The following is a 17,998-nucleotide window of genomic DNA, read 5'->3' on the forward strand; positions in this document are numbered from 1 at the left end:
TGGGAAGCCGGGCCGCCGCTGCTGGAGGAGGTGAGTCGGATCAGGTCTTGGTGGCGACGAGGAGCAGGACGTCGTAGGTCTCCTCGACCATGCCGTCCGGGAAGACCTTCAACAGATGGTCGCGCTCCTCTTCCAGGAAGGCGGTCCTGCGGTCCGCGGGCGTGAGGAGGAACGCCGAGTGGCTGCCGATGTTCGCGAGATGGGTGTCGATCGTGACGCGGCGGCTCCAGCGGACCTCCCGGCGGCTGAAGCGGAGGCGGCCGCTCGGGTCGGCGAGTTCCGTGCGGCTGCCATCGCGCTTCCGGGCAGCGACGTCCACACCGAAGAACCGGCCGATCCGAAGGGCGGCCTCGGCGATCCACTCGACGTCCAGGGCGTCGCCGTTCCACCACAGCGCCAGCGCGCCGCCCGGCCGCAGCACCCGCAGCGCCTCCGGCACCGCGCGTTCGGTGTCGGTCCAATGCCAGGCCTGGGCGTAGGTGATGAAGTCGGCGTGCGCGTCGGCGACGGGGAGGGCGTTGCCGTTGCCGCGGACGATCGGGAGGTGCGGCAGCCCGCGGCGGAACTCGGCGATCATGCCCTCGCCGGGTTCGACGGCGAGTACGTCGGCGCCCCGGGCGTGCAGGAGGGCGGTCGCGATGCCGGTACCGGCCCCGACGTCCACGACCCTGGCGCCGGCGAGGGACCGGCCGGCCAGCTCCTCGACGGTGTCGAAGAGGGCGGGCGGGTAGGAGGGGCGGTTCGCGGCGTACTGGGCGGCGGCGGAGTTGAAGGAGTGCGCGCGCGATGCCGGTGAGGGCAAAGGTGGTTGTGTCGCGGTCATAGGGACATGGTGCGGAGGGCGGGACGGTGACGACAGCGGGTTTTTGAGGCGGCGTGGGGGTGCGCCGGTACTACTGAGCGCCGGGAGCCGTGGTCACCGGCGGCGCTTCTTCTTCGAGGGGTTGCCGGTGCGCCGGGAGGAGCGGCGCTCGTACTCCTCGCGGGCCTTTTCGTACTCCTCGCGGTGCAGCTTCTCGCCGGGGGCCTCGGTGAGCGAGCGGAAGAAGTAGGCGAGGAGGGAGCCGACGAAGCCGATGGCCAGCAGGCCGCGCAGGGAGGCCTGGCGCTGGGGGTCGTGGCGCTTGCCGAAGCCCTCCCAGGTGTTGCGGAAGGCGAGCGCGCTGCAGATCGCGAACATGACGATGATCAGCACGGTCACGAAGGAGCCGGTGTCGGCGATCCGGATGCCCTCGTAGGCGAAGCGGAGGACCAGGCAGGAGGCGACGGCCGCGGCGAGGGAACCCACGGCGACGCCGGCGCGGCGGGCCGGGTAGCCGTTGTCGTGCTTCACCCAGGTGGTGCCGAAGAAGCGCAGGGGCTCGGGGCGGGGGCCGCCGCCGGGGGCCGTACCGCCCGAGGAGCCCGCCGGGGTGTCCGGGGTGCCGATGTCGTCGCTCACGGGACGATTATGGCGCCGGGCGGGGGCGGGCTCCGGGTGGGGTCAGCCGCAGCGCGGGGCGATGTAGCCGTCGCTGCCGGTCTCCACGTAGGCGTCGGACACGTACTCGCCGTTGTCGATGTTGTCCCAGATGTTCGTCGTGCCGTACGGGCCCGAGACCGTCGTGCCCGGGGACTGGCAGAAGACCGGGACCTTCGCCCCCACGGCCAGGACACGCACGATGTTGTAGCTGGTGCCGGGGCCGCTGCGGACGTTCAGACGGACGTCCGGAGCGACGGAGTAGTAGCGCAGCGAGGTCGTAGCGGCCTCTTCGGCACGGTCGATGGACATGAAAGCCCCCCCGTTCGATCCCCATGAAGGCCATGGGGGTTGTGTCGATTCCCATGAAACGAGCCACGGAACACCTGTGCGCGACTCGCGCGCGAAGGCTAGCAAGCCGCCTCTGTCTCGCACGAGTCATCGACTAGGCTCCGTGCGTCGCGCGCGCAGGAACAGCACGGGGGTGGTCGCATGGCGCCACGTAGGAACACGGGAGCGGGCGCGGAAGCGGAACTCCCCGAGTACGCCGGTCACTACCGCCTGGAGTCACGCCTGGGTTCGGGTGGCATGGGCGTCGTCCACCTGGCCCGCAGCACCTCCGGAATGAAGCTCGCGGTGAAGGTCGTACACGCCGAGTTCGCCAGGGATCCCGAGTTCAGGGGCCGTTTCCGGCAGGAGGTGGCCGCCGCCCGAAAGGTGAGCGGCGCCTTCACCGCTTCCGTGGTCGACGCCGACCCGGACGCCGGGCAGCCCTGGATGGCCACGCTGTTCATTCCGGGGCCGACCCTCTCCGACGAGGTGAAGCGGAACGGGCCGATGGATCCGGCCCAGTTGCGCCGGCTGATGGCGGGGCTGGCCGAGGCGCTGCGCGACATCCACCGGGTCGGAGTCGTGCACCGGGATCTGAAGCCGAGCAACGTCCTGCTCGCCGAGGACGGGCCGAAGGTCATCGACTTCGGCATTTCCCGGCCGAAGGACAGCGAACTGCGCACCGAGACCGGCAAGTTGATCGGCACGCCGCCTTTCATGGCGCCGGAGCAATTCAGGCGTCCGCGTGAGGTGGGGCCTGCCGCCGATGTCTTCGCGCTCGGCTCGGTGATGGTGCATGCGGCGACCGGGCGCGGGCCCTTCGACTCCGACAGCCCCTATGTCGTCGCCTACCAGGTCGTGCATGACGAGCCGGACCTCACCGGCGTACCGGAGAGCCTCGCGCCACTGGTGCGGCGCTGCCTCGCCAAGGAACCGGAGGACCGGCCGACTCCCGATGAACTCATGCGGGAACTGCGTTCGGTGGCGGCTTCGTACGACACGCAGGCGTTCATACCGGCGCAGCGTTCGAGCGACGGACCGGCTCCGCAGTCCCCCGCGGAACGGCCCGAGCCGTCGGTCAAGAGGCGTGTCGGGAAGAAGGTGATCGTGGGCGCCGGGGCGCTCGGCCTGGCCGTTGTCGCCGCCTTGACCTCGGTTCGCCTGCTCGGGGACGACCAGGCCTCGCCGAGCGGCACGACCCCCCGCACCAAGGCGGCAGCGTTCAGCTCCTGGAAGGCGAAGCCCGCGCCTGAGACATCCGGGATGCCGCAATGCTCCTACGGGGCCGGGGAGTTGCTGTGTGTGCAGGCCGGTACGGTCTTCGCCCTCTCCCCGGCCGACGGAGAACTGCTCTGGCGGCGCCCGGTCGCCACCACGTCCGCGAGCGGACCACCGGTCGTCTCCTCCGCTCTCGTGCAGCCCTACACGGAAGGCGGACCGCAGCTCGCGGCGCTCGACCCGCACTCCGGCAACGAGGTCTGGAAGCGGCGCCCGGCCCCGGGCACGATGGTCCGGTACACGGCCCGGACGGCCCTGCTCACCGCAGCCGACGGCAAGATCACCGGCGTCGACAGCGCCTCGGGCAGGACCAGATGGAGTCACCGGATCCCCGGCCAGCGCACGCCGTCCTTCGTCTCGTTTCCCGGCGACCCGCTGGCGTACGCGACGAGCACGTCGGCCGACGGGTCGAGCACACAGCTCTCCGCCGTGGATCCGCAGAGCGGTGACGTGCGCTGGCAGGCACACCTGGCAGGCACGCTCGAACCCGTCGGGAGCGAGGGCGGCTCCGTCTTCTTCCTCTCCATCGGCAGTGTCTACGGGGAGACGAAGGCCGTCGTCCGCTACACCCCCGCGACCCGGTCGACGCGCCGCGTGACACTGCCCCTGGCCAGCCAGGAGGCGCACGCCACCGTGCGCGGGAACGTCGTGTACCTCCTCGCCACGGGTGGCTCCCTCCAAGCGGTGGACATGGACGCGCGAAAGCAGCTGTGGCGCGTGGAGACCTCGGTGAGCCGTGGTTCGGCACCGGTCGCGGACGACCGGTATGTGTACTTCACCGCGGCCGACGGCAGGCTGCTCGCCGTCGCCGCCCGTACGGGGGCTCTTGCCGGGCAGACTCCGGCGCGCCTGGGCCCGGACTCGGCGAAGGTCATGGGCGCGCCTCCCACGCCCGTGCTCGACGACGGCCATGTCTACGCCGGCGCCCCCGACGGCACCGTGTTCGGGGTGGCCGCGCGGAATCCGGCCGGCTGGTGACATGCGGAGGGGGCCGCCCCCGCCGGGAGCGGCCCCCTGCGCACGCGTGGGCTCAGCCCAGCCTGGTCACGTCACGCACGGCGCCCTTGTCGGCGCTGGTCGCCATCGCGGCGTAGGCCCGCAGCGCCGCCGACACCTTGCGGTCGCGGTTCTTCGGGGCGTAGACGCCGTTCAGGGACTGCTCGCGGCGGGCGAGTTCCGCCTCGTCGACCAGCAGCTCGATCGTGCGGTTCGGGATGTCGATGCGGATGCGGTCGCCGTCCTGGACCAGGGCGATGGTGCCGCCGGAGGCCGCCTCGGGGGAGGCGTGGCCGATCGACAGGCCCGAGGTGCCGCCGGAGAAGCGGCCGTCGGTGATCAGGGCGCAGGTCTTGCCCAGGCCGCGGCCCTTCAGGTACGAGGTCGGGTAGAGCATCTCCTGCATGCCGGGGCCGCCCTTGGGGCCCTCGTAGCGGATGACGACGACGTCGCCGTCCTTGACCTCCTGGGTGAGGATGCGCTGGACGGCCTCCTCCTGGGACTCGCAGACGACCGCCGGGCCCTCGAAGGTCCAGATCGACTCGTCCACGCCGGCCGTCTTCACCACGCAGCCGTCGACCACGAGGTTGCCCTTGAGGACCGCGAGGCCGCCGTCCTTGGAGTAGGCGTGCTCGACCGAGCGGATGCAGCCGCCCTCCGCGTCCTCGTCCAGGGCCTCCCAGCGCTCGGACTGGGAGAAGGCCTCGGCGGAGCGGACACAGCCGGGGGCCGCGTGCCACAGCTCGACCGCCTCGGGCGAGGGCGAGCCGCCGCGGACGTCCCAGGTCTTCAGCCAGTCGGACAGCGACGGGCTGTGGACGGCGTGCACGTCCTCGTTGAGCAGGCCCGCGCGGTGCAGTTCGCCGAGCAGGGCCGGGATGCCGCCGGCGCGGTGCACGTCCTCCATGTAGTACGTGCGGTTCTTCGCGACGTTGGGCGCCACCTTCGCCAGGCAGGGGACGCGGCGGGAGACGGCGTCGATCTGCTCCAGGCCGAAGGGGACGCCCGCCTCCTGGGCGGCGGCCAGCAGATGCAGGATCGTGTTGGTGGAGCCGCCCATCGCGATGTCCAGGGCCATGGCGTTCTCGAAGGCCGCGAACGTCGCGATGTTGAGCGGGAGGACCGACTCGTCGTCCTGCTCGTAGTAGCGGCGGGTGATGTCCATGACCGTGCGCGCGGCGTCGACGTAGAGCTGCTTGCGCGCGGTGTGCGTGGCGAGGACCGAGCCGTTGCCGGGCAGGGACAGGCCGATGGCCTCCGTCAGGCAGTTCATCGAGTTGGCCGTGAACATGCCGGAACAGCTGCCGCAGGTCGGGCAGGCGTTCTCCTCGATACGGAGGATGTCCTCGTCGGAGATCTTGTCGTTGACGGCGTCGGAGATCGCGTCGACCAGGTCGAGGGTGCGGACCGTGCCGTCCACGAGCGTGGCGCGGCCGGACTCCATCGGGCCGCCGGAGACGAAGACCGCCGGGATGTTCAGGCGCAGGGCCGCCAGCAGCATGCCCGGCGTGATCTTGTCGCAGTTGGAGATGCAGACCAGGGCGTCGGCGCAGTGGGCCTCGACCATGTACTCCACGGAGTCCGCGATCAGGTCGCGGGAGGGCAGGGAGTACAGCATGCCGCCGTGGCCCATGGCGATGCCGTCGTCGACGGCGATCGTGTTGAACTCGCGCGGGATGCCGCCCGCCTCCTTGATCGCCTCGCTGACGATCCGGCCGACCGGCTGCAGATGGGTGTGGCCCGGCACGAACTCGGTGAAGGAGTTCGCGACCGCGATGATCGGCTTCCGGCCGATGTCCGCACCCGGTACACCGGAGGCACGCATCAGGGCGCGGGCGCCCGCCATGTTGCGGCCGTGGGTGACTGTGCGGGACCTCAGCTCGGGCATCGTCGCTCGCTCCTTCGAAGATCTACGAAGACCTACCGCCAGAGAGTTCTGACTGTACGGTCGAGCGTACGCCGGTGCTCCAAACCCTGGACACGGTTGTCCGGAATGCGGGACGCCCGTTTCATGTGTCCGGTTTCACCTGTCCGTGAGGTGGTGCTGCACGACGGGGGCGACACGCGCGATGATCTGCTCCAGGTCCGCCGACGCCAGTGGCTCCAGCTTGATCACGTAGCGCATCATCGCCGCACCCACCAGCTGCGCCGCCGCCAGCTCGGCCCGCAGTTCCGGGTCCGGCAGATCCACCTGGGCGGCGATACGGCGCAGCAGCTGGGCGGCGATCAGCCGGCGGAACACGGCGGCCGCGGTCTCGTTGTTGACGGCCGAGCGGACGATGGCCAGCAGCGGGGTACGGGTCCTGGGGTTCTCCCAGACGCCGAAGATGAACCGGGTCAGCCGCTCCCCCACGCCGTCCAGGGGGCCGGCGGCCACCGCGTCCGGGGCGTTCAGCGCGGGCGCGAAGGCGACGGCGACGGCCGCCTCGAAGACCTGCTCCTTGGTGCCGAAGTAGTGGTGGACCAGCGCGGAGTCGACACCGGCCGCCTTGGCGATCCCGCGCACGGACGTCTTCTCGTACCCCCGCTCGGAGAACTCCTCGCGGGCCGCGGAGAGGATGCGGTCACGGGTACCGGCGGATTCCGTACGCGGCGGACGGCCCCGCCTGCGGGCACTCGACGCGGGGGGCTCGCTGGGGGACGGGGCAGGGCGCCCCGCCGGAGCCGGAGGCTCACTCGCGGACGGGGTACGGCGGCCCACCGGGGCCGGAGACTCACCCGCGCGCGGGACAGGGCGACCCGCCGAGCCCGGAGGCTCACCCGCGGACGGGGTACGGCGGCCCACGGGGGCCGGAGACTCACCCGCGGACGAGGCACGACCACCCACCGAGCCCGGAGACTCACCCGCGGACGGAGGCTCACCCGCGCAGGGGGTACAGCGGCCCGCCGCGGCCGGAGACTCACCCGCGCGCGGGGCAGGGCGACCCGCCGGGGCCGGAGGCTCACCCGCGCGCGGGGTACGGCGGCCCGTCGGGGCCGGGGTCTCGTTCATGGCCGGCGTACCCGTACCGCGGACGCCAGGTGCTTGCGGGTGAAGGCCAGGGCCTCGGCGAGGTCGGCCTCGCGCTCGGCGCTGGACATCGCCCGCCGGGTGTTGACCTCGATCACCACATGGCCGTCGAAGCCGGACAGGGTCAGGTGTTCCAGCAGCTCGGCGCAGGGCTGGGTGCCGCGGCCGGGCACCAGGTGCTCGTCCTTGGCCGAGCCCCGGCCGTCGGCGAGGTGCACATGGCCGAGGCGGTCGCCCATGCGGTCGATCATGTCCAGGGCGTCGGCGCGGGCCGTCGCCGTGTGACTGAGATCGATCGTGAAGTGCCGGTAGTCGTGCTGGGTGACGTCCCAGTCGGGGGCGTAGGCCAGCATCTCGCGGTCGCGGTAGCGCCAGGGGTACATGTTCTCGACGGCGAACCGTACGTCCGTCTCGTCCGCCATCCGCCAGATCCCGTCGACGAAGTCGCGCGCGTACTGCCGCTGCCAGCGGAACGGCGGGTGCACGACGACGGTGGAGGCACCCAGCTTCTCGGCGGCCGCCCGGGCCCGCTGCAGCTTGACCCAGGGGTCCGTCGACCAGACCCGCTGGGTGATCAGCAGGCAGGGCGCGTGGACGGCCAGGATCGGGATGCCGTGGTAGTCCGACAGGCGGCGCAACGCCTCGATGTCCTGGCTGACCGGATCGGTCCACACCATGACCTCGACACCGTCGTACCCGAGGCGGGCGGCGATCTCGAAGGCCGTCGCGGTGGACTCCGGGTACACGGAGGCCGTCGACAGCGCGATCCGCACGTCCGCGTCCGTTGGTTCAGCCACGTCCGTCACCTTACGGCGTCGAGTGGTGCCGGTGTTGGGTGCCTATTCGCCGTTGTGAGGTTTGCCATTCGGGCGGGTGCGGCGTGCGTTGTGGTTGCTCGCGCCCACGGGCGGGGCCGTATGTCGATACGGCCTCGCGCCCTTTCCGGGCCGCTAGGCGGAACCCATGTGATCGAGGCGCCGCAGGATGACGCCCTCGCGCAGGGCCCACGGGCAGATCTCCAGCTTCTCCACGCCGAACAGGTCCATCGCGCCCTCGGCGACCAGGGCGCCCGCCAGCAGCTGGCCGGCCCTGCCCTCCGAGACTCCCGGGAGCTCGCTGCGCTGTTGCTCGGTCATGCCGGCCAGGCGCGGGACCCAGGCCTCCAGGGACTCGCGCTTGAGCTCGCGCTGGACGTAGAGGCCCTCGGCGCTGCGGGCGGCGCCGGCGATGCGGGCGAGCTGCTTGAAGGTCTTGGACGTGGCGACCACGTGGTCGGGGGCACCGAAGCGGCTGAACTCGCCGACCGTGCGGGCGATCTCCGTGCGGACGTGACGGCGCAGGGCGCGTACCGACTCGGGGCCGGGCGGGTCGCCGGGCAGCCAGCTCGCGGTGAGCCGGCCGGCGCCGAGCGGCAGGGAGACGGCGGCGTCCGGCTCCTCGTCTATGCCGAAGGCGATCTCCAGGGAGCCGCCTCCGATGTCCAGGACCAGCAGCTTCCCGGCGGACCAGCCGAACCAGCGGCGGACGGCGAGGAAGGTCAGACGGGCCTCCTCCGGGCCGGCGACGACCTGGAGCCGTACGCCGGTCTCCTCCTCCACGCGCGCGAGGACGTCGTCGGCGTTGGTGGCCTCCCGGACGGCGGAGGTCGCGAACGGCAGCAGGTCCTCTACGCCCTTGTCCTCGGCGGCCTGGAGCGCGTCCTGTACGACGGCGATCAGCTTGTGTATGCCGTCGTCACCGATGGCACCGCTGTCGTCGAGGAGCTGGGCGAGCCGAAGTTCGGCCTTGTGTGAATGCGCGGGCAGCGGGCGCGCGCCGGGGTGAGCGTCCACCACCAGCAGATGCACCGTGTTCGAACCCACGTCCAGGACACCGAGTCTCATATACGGAACGCTACTGCCAGATCGTCCGTCCACGGTCCCCAGAGCGGTCCCGGGCCACTTACCCTGGACGAGTGCCAAAGACGAAAAAGGCGAAGAACCACAAATCCTCCAAGGGATTGAAGGATTCTGCACAGGTGACGGCGTCCGAGTCGAAGAAGGCCCCCAAGTCCCCCAGGCAGAGCGACGAGAAGGGGCTCGACTTCGCGCGCGCCTGGGTGGAGTTTCCTGATCCGGCGGACGACGAGCAGGTCTTCCGCTGTGATCTGACATGGCTGACCTCTCGCTGGAACTGCATCTTCGGCAGCGGCTGCCAGGGCATCCAGGCGGGCCGCGCGGACGACGGGTGCTGCTCGCTGGGGGCGCACTTCTCGGACGAGGACGACGAGAAGCGGGTCGCCGAGCACGTGGCACGGCTCACGCCGGAGATCTGGCAGCACCACGACGAGGGCACACGCAACGGCTGGGTCTCCAAGGACGAGGAGGGATCCCGCCAGACCCGCCCCTACCAGGGGTCCTGCATCTTCCAGAACCGTCCCGGCTTCGCGGGCGGCGCGGGCTGCTCGCTGCACATCCTCGCGCTGCGGGAGGGCCGGGAGCCGCTGGAGACCAAGCCGGACGTGTGCTGGCAGCTGCCGATCCGGCGGACGTACGACTGGATCGACCGCCCCGACGACACGCGGGTCCTCCAGGTGTCCATCGGGGAGTACGACCGCCGGGGCTGGGGTCCGGGCGGCCATGACCTGCACTGGTGGTGCACCTCGGCGACCTCCGCACACGGCGCGGGCGAGCCGGTGTACGTCTCCTACCGGGCCGAACTGACCGAACTGATGGGCAAGGCCGGCTACGACCGCCTGGCCGAACTGTGCGAACAGCGCCTGGCATCCCAACTCCCGCTGATCGCTCCTCACCCCGCAGACCCGGCACCGTAGCCCCTCCAGAGCCTCCAGAACCACCAGAACCTGCAGAATCTCCAGAGCCGCGCCATCCGCCGCCCGCTCCGGGGCTCCGCCGCCCGCTGCCCACCTTCCCCCCTCCCCCCTTTCCGCCCGTCGGCCCTACCCCTGGCTCGCTGACGGGCTGGGCGTATCGCTGTCGGACGGGGACGGGGTCGGGGAGTTCGGTGGGGTGGAGTCTGTGGGGGGCGGGCTTGGTGTGCTGGGAGGGGTGGAGGCCGGCGGGGAGGAGGGCGGGGTGGGGGCTGTGCTCGGTGGGGTGGAGGTCGAGGGCGGTGGCGGGGTCGTGGGGTGGTGGGCGGGGGCTGTGCCGTAGCCGCTGATCGAGACCACCATGGCGGACGGGGAGATCGCCAGTTGCGCGTGCCAGGAGCCGGAGGGTTCGCGGAGGTGGTCCACGTACACCTTGATCGTCAACGTGTGGCCGGGGGCCAGGGTTCCCGAGGACCGGCTGAGGTAGAGCCAGGGCGCCGAGGTGGTCGCGGACCAGTGGACCGGGGCGGAGCCGGAGGCGGTGAGGGTGATCAGCGTGGTGTCGCCGTCGTTCGCGGCGCTGGCGTCGAGCCGCCCGGCGCTCTTGCCGCCCGCTCCGGTGACGCTGACGACCTCCACGGAGACGTCCGCCTTGCCGTCCTGGCCGATACGCGCGCCGGGTTTCACGCTGGCGTTCCCGGCGTTCTCGTAGCCGCCGGCCGTGTCGCTGCCGAGCGCGTCGGGGCCCTGTGCCTCGCGCGCGGTGGCGGAGGGGCCCTCCCCCTCGGCCGTCGGAGCGCCCCGGTAGGCGGCCCACAAGGCCAGGACGGGCGCGGCCACCACCGTGGCGACGACCGTCGTCGTCACCGCACGCGCGCGTAGCCGGTCGCGGCGGGCCGCGCGGTCCTTGGGGTCCATCGGGAAGCCGCGCCGGTCGTAGCGGGGTACGGCCGCGCCACGCGCGCGTGGGTGGTGGGTCAGGGCCATGTGGAGGGCCGCGCGGGGGGCCTCCAGGACCGGTAGCTCGGCCGGGGTGACCGTGGCGCCGGGCCAGCGGCCGGACACGGCGCGCTCGGCGGTGCGGCGGCAGCGCGGGCAGTCGTCGACGTGCCGGACCAGCTCGCGGCGCAGGGCCGTGCTGAGGACCAGCCGGCTGTCCCCCGTGAGGTGGGACACACTCGGGCAGCCGCCGGTCTCGACGACGGCGAGGGCCGCGCGGGTGCGCTCGACCTCGCAGGCGGCCGTGGCGAGCAGTTCGCGCGCGGCGGCGGGTGCCATGCCGAGCACGGCGGCGACCTCGTGCGCGGCCAGGTGGTGGCGGACGGCCAGCTCCAGGGCCTCGCGCTGCTCGGGGGTCGTACCGGCCGCCTCCGGCCAGGCCAGCAGGGCCAGTTCGCGGCGCCGCTCCTCCTGCGTCTCGGGGGCGACGGGCGGATCGGGCACCTGGGGCCAGGCCGGTCTGCCGGCGCCGGAGCGGCCCGCCGCGTGGGTGGCCTGACGTTTCTGCTTGGCCTCGGCCAGCTTGCGCAGGCACGCCCAGCGGGCCAGCGCGTACAGCCAGGCCCTGCGGTCGCCGGCGGCGTCGGGGACGCGCTGTCCGCGCCGCTCGGCCAGGGCGAGGACGTCGCCGAGGGCGGCGGTGGCCGCGTCGTGGTCGCACAGCACCGACAGACAGTAGGTGAACAGTCCGTCCAGGTACGGTTCGTAGCGTGCCGGCGGCCGCTGGGCGAGGGTGCGCGCGGCGACGCGGTTCTTCTCCCGCGCCTCGTGAGCTTCACGCGCCTCGCGGTGCGCGCGGTGCGCGCCGCCGGTGCGGGTGGTGGTCTCCGGACTGCTGCTCGTCACCTGTGCGACCGTAGGCGGCGCTGGAGTGCGCCTTCTCTAACCTTGAGCACTTTTAATCCGTACGGGTGAAACGATCCCTCATAAGGGGACAGGAACCCTTTGTTCCGTGGCTCGATCCCGATGGACGGTGGCCGGTAGCGGTTCACCCACGTGCGGCCGCGGAGGACCGTCCGGCGCCCCGGGGGCCGATTGTCAGTGCCGCGGGCTACGGTTTCCCGCATGGCTGCCCGTACCAAGACCACCAAGGACCGCCCGTCCTACCGCTGCACCGAGTGCGGCTGGCAGACGGCCAAGTGGCTCGGCCGCTGCCCGAGTGTCAGGCATGGGGCACGGTCGAGGAGTACGGCGCGCCCGCGGTCCGTACGACGGCACCGGGCCGTGTGACGACGTCCGCGCTGCCCATCGGGCAGGTCGACGGGCGGCAGGCCACCGCCCGCACCACCGGCGTGCCCGAGCTGGACCGGGTGCTCGGCGGCGGCCTGGTGCCCGGCGCGGTCGTGCTGCTCGCGGGCGAGCCCGGCGTCGGCAAGTCCACGCTGCTGCTGGACGTGGCCGCCAAGTCCGCGAGCGCCGAGCACCGCACCCTGTATGTCACCGGTGAGGAGTCGGCGAGCCAGGTGCGGCTGCGCGCGGACCGCATCGGCGCCCTCCATGACGAGCTGTATCTGGCCGCCGAGACCGATCTGTCGGCCGTCCTCGGCCACTTGGACGAGGTGAAGCCCTCCCTGCTGATCCTCGACTCGGTGCAGACGGTCGCCTCCCCTCAGATCGAGGGCGCGCCCGGTGGCATGGCCCAGGTCAGGGAGGTGGCGGGCGCCCTCATCCGCGCGTCCAAGGAACGCGGGATGTCCACGCTCCTGGTGGGCCACGTCACAAAGGACGGGGCGATCGCGGGCCCCCGCCTCCTCGAACACCTGGTGGACGTCGTCCTGCACTTCGAGGGCGACCGGCACGCGCGCCTGCGCCTGGTGCGCGGCGTGAAGAACCGCTACGGCGCCACGGACGAGGTCGGCTGCTTCGAGCTGCACGACGAGGGCATCGTCGGCCTCGCCGACCCGAGCGGACTTTTCCTGACCCGTCGGGACGAACCGGTCCCGGGCACCTGCCTGACCGTCACCCTGGAGGGCCGCCGCCCGCTGGTGGCCGAGGTGCAGGCGCTGACCGTCGACTCCCAGATCCCCTCCCCGCGGCGTACGACCTCGGGCCTGGAGACCTCCCGCGTGTCGATGATGCTGGCCGTCCTGGAGCAGCGCGGCCGGATCAGCGCGCTCGGCAAGCGGGACATCTACTCCGCGACGGTCGGCGGGGTGAAGCTGTCGGAGCCGGCCGCCGATCTCGCCATCGCCCTCGCGCTGGCCTCCGCGGCCAGCGACACCCCGCTGCCGAAGAACCTGGTCGCGATCGGCGAGGTGGGCCTCGCGGGCGAGGTGAGACGGGTCACGGGCGTGCAGCGCAGACTCTCCGAGGCGCACCGGCTGGGCTTCACGCACGCGCTCGTACCGACCGATCCCGGCAAGGTGCCGCCCGGCATGAAGGTCCTGGAAGTCGCCGACATGGGGGACGCGCTGCGGGTGCTGCCGCGGTCCCGTCGCCGAGACGCCCCACGGGAGGCGGAGCAGCGCCGGTAGACTTTGCCCAGGTCTCGCCCGTCCGTACGAACCGAGTGCGGGTAAGGGAGCGCGTCAGAACCTGCGACCGGAGGAGTGCAGTGGCAGCCAACGACCGGGCAGCGGCTCCCGGAAAAATCGGTGGGAGTGCCGGTGCCGATGGCCTGATGCGCGCCTCGCTGAGCGCCGTGGCTCCCGGTACGGCCCTGCGCGACGGCCTCGAGCGCATCCTGCGCGGCAACACCGGCGGGCTCATCGTCCTCGGCTCCGACAAGACGGTCGAGGCGATGTGCACGGGCGGGTTCGTGCTGGACGTGGAGTTCACCGCGACCCGGCTGCGGGAGCTGTGCAAGCTGGACGGCGGCATCGTGCTGTCGTCGGACCTGTCGAAGATCCTGCGCGCCGGTGTGCAGCTGGTGCCCGACCCGACGATCCCGACGGAGGAGACGGGCACGCGGCACCGTACGGCGGACCGGGTGAGCAAGCAGGTCGGCTTCCCGGTCGTCTCGGTCTCCCAGTCGATGCGGCTGGTCGCCCTGTACGTCGACGGTCAGCGGCGCGTCCTGGAGGACTCGGCGGCGATCCTGTCCCGCGCGAACCAGGCACTGGCCACGCTGGAGCGGTACAAGCTCCGCCTGGACGAGGTGGCCGGCACCCTCTCGGCGCTGGAGATCGAGGACCTGGTGACGGTGCGGGACGTGTCCGCCGTCGCGCAGCGCCTGGAGATGGTCCGGCGCATTGCCACCGAAATCGCCGAGTATGTGGTCGAACTGGGCACGGACGGGCGTCTTCTCGCACTCCAGCTGGAGGAGTTGATCGCCGGGGTCGAGCCCGACCGCGAGCTGGTCGTCCGGGACTACGTCCCCGAGCCGACGGCGAAGCGTTCCCGCACGGTGGAGGAGGCGCTGTCCGAGCTGGACGCGCTGACCCACGCGGAGCTGCTCGAACTCGGCACGGTGGCGCGTGCGCTGGGCTATACCGGGTCTCCCGAGACGCTCGACTCCGCGGTGTCCCCGCGGGGCTTCCGGCTGCTGGCGAAGGTTCCGCGTCTTCCGGGCGCGATCATCGACCGGCTGGTGGAGCACTTCGGCGGTCTGCAGAAGCTGCTCGCCGCGAGTGTGGATGACCTGCAGACCGTGGACGGTGTGGGCGAGGCCCGGGCGAGAAGCGTGCGGGAAGGTCTGTCGCGTCTGGCCGAGTCTTCCATTCTGGAGCGGTACGTCTGAGGTGGGGCCGGGCGCCTGAGAGCTCGGGGGCGTGTGCCGTCCGCCTACCGCGGGTCTGCCGTGGCCGTTCCCCCACGCACCCGCACCCGGCGGCGAACCCGCGCCACCCCACCCCTCAGTCGGCCGACAGCACGAACGACGTCTGCGTCTTCGCGAACCCCGGCGCGTTCGCCTCCAGCAGATACGTCCCCACCCCCGCCGAACCCCCGGAGGGCGTCGCACACTGCGCCGCGCTCGGCCTGCGGTCCCACTTCACCGTGTAGGTGATGCTCTGTCCCGCCGGCACCCGGTACACCAGGTTCCCCGGGCCCTTGGGGCAGTCGGCCGACGACCAGAACGGGTGGTTTCCGTCCGCCGGCGTGATGGTCAACACCGCGTTCTTCGGCCCGAGATCGACCTTGCAGTCGGCGGACGAGCCGTTCTTCGCGGTGAGTTCGAAGGTCGGCGTCTGGTCCGGCGAGTAGGAGTTGTGCAGGCTCCGCAGGCTCAACGTCACCGTGCCGGCCGTGCAGTTGGGAAGCGTGGAGGACACCGGGAGCGTATCGCCCGTACCGACGTTTCCGCCGCCGGAACCCGAGCCACCGCCGGATCCGGAGGCGCCGGCGGAACCGGTGTCAGAACCGCTGCCGCCACCCGATCCGGAATCGCCCCCGCCGGAGTCGCCGCCGCCCGAATCGCCACGCCCGCCCGGGTGTTGACTGATCGCGGGCCCGGACGAGCCCGGCCCCGGCGTGATCGTGTGCGCGGGATTCTTGCCGTTGGACCCGCCGGCGTTCTTCTTGCCGCCTCCTCCGCCGCCGGCCGTGGCGATCCACAGGATCACCAGCCCCAACAGAGCGACCACCGACAGCAGTACGGCCCTCCTTCGCCAGTAGATGGAGGAGGGGAGCGGCCCGACCGGATTGCGCAGAGATCCCACGGCGCAAACTGTACGAGAGATCGCGGTGCTTGCCCCCGCCACCCGCCGCGCGGGCGTCAACTTTTCCGGATCATCATCCCGGCAACTGCCGCAACGCCCCTGGTTCTTCACCCTCAACCACGCTGGGTGACCGCGCCGTCACCCGCCATGGATGCCGAGCCGTGGCAGGATCGGAATGCCATGACTGAGAAGCTGCACACCCCTGTGATCGCCTGGTTCGACGCCCACGCCCGCGACCTCCCCTGGCGCCGCCCGGAGGCCGGCCCGTGGGGTGTGATGGTCAGCGAGTTCATGCTCCAGCAGACCCCGGTCAACCGCGTGCTGCCGGTCTATGAGGAGTGGCTGGCCCGCTGGCCGCGCCCCGCCGACCTCGCCAAGGAGTCGCCGGGCGAGGCGGTGCGGGCCTGGGGGCGGCTCGGCTACCCGCGCCGGGCGCTGCGGCTGCACGGCGCCGCGGTCGCCATAACGGAACGGCACGGCGGGGACGTACCGACGGATCACGCGCAGTTGCTGGCACTGCCGGGCATCGGCGAGTACACGGCCGCCGCGGTCGCCTCCTTCGCCTACGGGCAGCGGCATCCGGTGCTGGACACGAATGTGCGCCGGGTCTTCGCGCGGGCCGTGACCGGGGTGCAGTACCCGCCGAACGCGACCACGGCCGCCGAGCGCAGGCTCGCCCGGGAGCTGCTGCCCGAGGACGAGAGGACGGCCGCACGCTGGGCCGCCGCCTCCATGGAACTGGGTGCGCTGGTGTGCACGGCGAAGAACGAGGGGTGCGGGCGGTGCCCGATCTCCGTGCAGTGCGCCTGGCGGCTCGCCGGCAAGCCGGAGCACGCGGGGCCACCGCGGCGCGGGCAGACGTACGCCGGTACGGACCGGCAGGTGCGCGGCAAGCTGCTGGCGGTGCTGCGGGAGGCGCATGCGCCGGTGCCGCAGGCGGTGCTGGACCGGGTGTGGCACGAGCCGGTGCAGCGCGCCCGCGCGCTCGACGGGCTCGTCACGGACGGTCTGGTGGAGCCGTTGCCGGATGGTCTGTATCGGCTGCCGCTGAGCTGACGCACAGCCAAGTCACAGCCCAGGCGGCTCTGTTATGGAGCCACTCGCCCGACAAACTCCCAAGAAAGGGACATAACGGGCTGCTTGCTTACCCCATTCCTCCGACCGTTACACAACCGACGGATAGCCGATTGATAGCCGAAGGCTGGATCGGACAACGCCGTGACAACCACTCCGTAGCTTCTTTTCCGTGCCCGGCAGACCACCGGACATGACAGATGCAAGGACTTCAGGCACGGGGCCGAAGTGAACGGGGAACGGAGGCGGTTGATCATGGCGCAGGGCGAGGTGCTCGAGTTCGAGGAGTATGTCCGCACCCGGCAGGACGCGCTGTTGCGCAGCGCCCGTCGGCTGGTTCCGGACCCCGTCGACGCCCAGGACCTGCTGCAGACGGCGCTGGTGCGCACGTACGGCCGCTGGGAGGGCATCGCCGACAAGCGGCTCGCCGACGCCTATCTGCGCCGAGTCATGATCAACACCCGTACGGAGTGGTGGCGGGCGCGCAAGCTGGAGGAGGTCCCGACCGAGCAGCTGCCGGACGCGTCCGTGGACGACTCCACCGAGCAGCACGCCGACCGGGCCCTGCTGATGGATGTCATGAAGGTGCTCGCGCCGAAGCAGCGCAGTGTCGTGGTGCTGCGACACTGGGAGCAGATGTCCACGGAGGAGACGGCCGCGGCCCTCGGCATGTCGGCCGGTACGGTCAAGAGCACGCTGCACCGGGCGCTCGCCCGGCTCCGCGAGGAGCTGGAGGCCCGCGATCTGGACGCACGCGCGCTGGAGCGTGAGGAGCGGGAGCGTTGCGCGGCCTGACCGGCGCCGGGTCCGAAGGGATCCGAGGGAGCACACAGGCGGTGATCGCGGTGGGGGCCGCGCTCGCCGCCCTCGCCCTTTTCGTCGCCGCGTGCGGCACGGGGGGCACCGGCGCCCGGGACGAGGGCCCGGCACACGCGTCGGCGGTCGCGGGGAAGGTCGCCTCCCCCTCGCCCAGCCCGCCCGGCCACTACAAGCGGGTGGACGCGGTCTCGCTGATCAAGCAGGACCCGGTGGTCTCCGGGACGGTGAAGCGGGATCTGAAGCCGTGCAGCGGTGAGAACTACCCGGTCGACGCCTCCTACGGCGACTTGACCCACGGATCCGTCAACGACATCGTCGTCAACGTGACGACCTGCGGCGACTTGGTGGGCCTCGCCACGTATGTGTACCGGGATGTCGGAGGCACGTACAAGAATGTGTTCAAGGCGGAGGACTCGCCGGTCTACTCGGAGATCGACGGCACCGATCTGACCGTGACCAAGCAGGTGTACGACACGGACGACACGGTGTCGAACCCGTCCCGGGAGACCGTGATCACCTACAGGTGGAAGGCCGGCCGGTTCACCGTGCTGAACAGCCACGACACTTACTACAGCAGGGCGGGCGGCGACACCCCCGCCCCGGACAACTGACCCCCCACACGCGCG

General features: G+C 71.7%; 15 protein-coding genes and 1 pseudogene. 7 read left to right on the top strand and 9 right to left on the bottom strand.

The features are described from left to right. Nucleotides 1-40: 40 nt before the first annotated feature. From BFF78_RS18860 to BFF78_RS18870, 3 genes are all read right to left on the bottom strand, one after another. Nucleotides 41-823, bottom strand: coding sequence for a class I SAM-dependent methyltransferase (locus BFF78_RS18860; protein ID WP_069779435.1), 783 nt, complete (start codon nucleotides 821-823; stop codon nucleotides 41-43). A gap of 93 nt (nucleotides 824-916) precedes the next feature. Next, the gene (locus BFF78_RS18865) at nucleotides 917-1,441 is read right to left on the bottom strand and encodes a hypothetical protein (RefSeq protein WP_069779436.1); all 525 of its coding nucleotides are present in this window, start codon (nucleotides 1,439-1,441) and stop codon (nucleotides 917-919) included. A 42-nt stretch (nucleotides 1,442-1,483) separates the two neighbouring features. Beyond that, complete coding sequence (locus BFF78_RS18870; RefSeq protein ID WP_069779437.1) at nucleotides 1,484-1,771, bottom strand: SH3 domain-containing protein; 288 nt, start codon at nucleotides 1,769-1,771, stop codon at nucleotides 1,484-1,486. 180 nt (nucleotides 1,772-1,951) lie between these two features. Here BFF78_RS18870 and BFF78_RS18875 point away from each other — a divergent pair, with 180 nt between their 5' ends. Next, nucleotides 1,952-4,045, top strand: coding sequence for a serine/threonine-protein kinase (locus tag BFF78_RS18875; RefSeq protein ID WP_069779438.1), 2,094 nt, complete (start codon nucleotides 1,952-1,954; stop codon nucleotides 4,043-4,045). A gap of 52 nt (nucleotides 4,046-4,097) precedes the next feature. On the opposite strand, the gene ilvD is transcribed toward BFF78_RS18875, so the two are convergent. From ilvD to BFF78_RS18895, 4 genes are all read right to left on the bottom strand, one after another. Then, a complete protein-coding gene (ilvD, locus tag BFF78_RS18880; RefSeq protein WP_069779439.1) occupies nucleotides 4,098-5,951 on the bottom strand; it encodes a dihydroxy-acid dehydratase in 1,854 nt (617 codons plus the stop codon). 135 nt (nucleotides 5,952-6,086) lie between these two features. Beyond that, complete coding sequence (locus BFF78_RS18885) at nucleotides 6,087-6,764, bottom strand: TetR/AcrR family transcriptional regulator (protein WP_069779440.1); 678 nt, start codon at nucleotides 6,762-6,764, stop codon at nucleotides 6,087-6,089. Nucleotides 6,765-7,051: 287 nt separating this feature from the next. Then, a complete protein-coding gene (locus BFF78_RS18890; RefSeq protein ID WP_418346665.1) occupies nucleotides 7,052-7,879 on the bottom strand; it encodes a sugar phosphate isomerase/epimerase family protein in 828 nt (275 codons plus the stop codon). A 144-nt stretch (nucleotides 7,880-8,023) separates the two neighbouring features. After that, nucleotides 8,024-8,956 carry a Ppx/GppA family phosphatase gene (locus BFF78_RS18895; RefSeq protein WP_069779442.1) on the bottom strand — a complete coding sequence of 311 codons (933 nt, stop codon included), beginning with the start codon at nucleotides 8,954-8,956 and terminating at the stop codon, nucleotides 8,024-8,026. Between the two features lie 71 nt (nucleotides 8,957-9,027). Here BFF78_RS18895 and BFF78_RS18900 point away from each other — a divergent pair, with 71 nt between their 5' ends. Then, nucleotides 9,028-9,885 (top strand): DUF3109 family protein, encoded by an 858-nt coding sequence (locus BFF78_RS18900; protein ID WP_069779443.1) that lies wholly within the window; start codon nucleotides 9,028-9,030, stop codon nucleotides 9,883-9,885. Nucleotides 9,886-10,011: 126 nt separating this feature from the next. Here the strand turns inward: BFF78_RS18900 and BFF78_RS18905 are convergent, their stop codons facing one another. Then, on the bottom strand, nucleotides 10,012-11,727 hold the full coding sequence (locus BFF78_RS18905) for a BACON domain-containing protein (RefSeq protein WP_069779444.1): 1,716 nt from the start codon (nucleotides 11,725-11,727) through the stop codon (nucleotides 10,012-10,014). Between the two features lie 219 nt (nucleotides 11,728-11,946). Here BFF78_RS18905 and radA point away from each other — a divergent pair. Further along, nucleotides 11,947-13,355 (top strand): annotated as a pseudogene (radA, locus tag BFF78_RS18910) (DNA repair protein RadA). An 80-nt stretch (nucleotides 13,356-13,435) separates the two neighbouring features. After that, nucleotides 13,436-14,560: a DNA integrity scanning diadenylate cyclase DisA gene (disA, locus tag BFF78_RS18915; protein WP_069779445.1), complete on the top strand. Its 1,125-nt coding sequence runs from the start codon at nucleotides 13,436-13,438 to the stop codon at nucleotides 14,558-14,560. 115 nt (nucleotides 14,561-14,675) lie between these two features. On the opposite strand, the gene BFF78_RS18920 is transcribed toward disA, so the two are convergent. Then, a complete protein-coding gene (locus BFF78_RS18920) occupies nucleotides 14,676-15,479 on the bottom strand; it encodes a hypothetical protein (protein ID WP_193433664.1) in 804 nt (267 codons plus the stop codon). A gap of 180 nt (nucleotides 15,480-15,659) precedes the next feature. Here BFF78_RS18920 and BFF78_RS18925 point away from each other — a divergent pair, with 180 nt between their 5' ends. The 3 genes from BFF78_RS18925 (at nucleotide 15,660) to BFF78_RS18935 (ending at nucleotide 17,983) form a co-directional block, all read left to right on the top strand. Continuing rightward, nucleotides 15,660-16,535 (top strand): HhH-GPD family protein, encoded by an 876-nt coding sequence (locus BFF78_RS18925; protein ID WP_069779447.1) that lies wholly within the window; start codon nucleotides 15,660-15,662, stop codon nucleotides 16,533-16,535. Between the two features lie 273 nt (nucleotides 16,536-16,808). Beyond that, nucleotides 16,809-17,348, top strand: coding sequence for a SigE family RNA polymerase sigma factor (locus BFF78_RS18930; protein ID WP_030751823.1), 540 nt, complete (start codon nucleotides 16,809-16,811; stop codon nucleotides 17,346-17,348). Nucleotides 17,349-17,389: 41 nt separating this feature from the next. After that, nucleotides 17,390-17,983: a hypothetical protein gene (locus BFF78_RS18935; RefSeq protein WP_069783664.1), complete on the top strand. Its 594-nt coding sequence runs from the start codon at nucleotides 17,390-17,392 to the stop codon at nucleotides 17,981-17,983. Nucleotides 17,984-17,998: the final 15 nt, after the last annotated feature.

The sequence above is a fragment of the Streptomyces fodineus genome, assembly GCF_001735805.1.
In the GTDB taxonomy this organism is placed as follows: domain Bacteria; phylum Actinomycetota; class Actinomycetes; order Streptomycetales; family Streptomycetaceae; genus Streptomyces; species Streptomyces fodineus.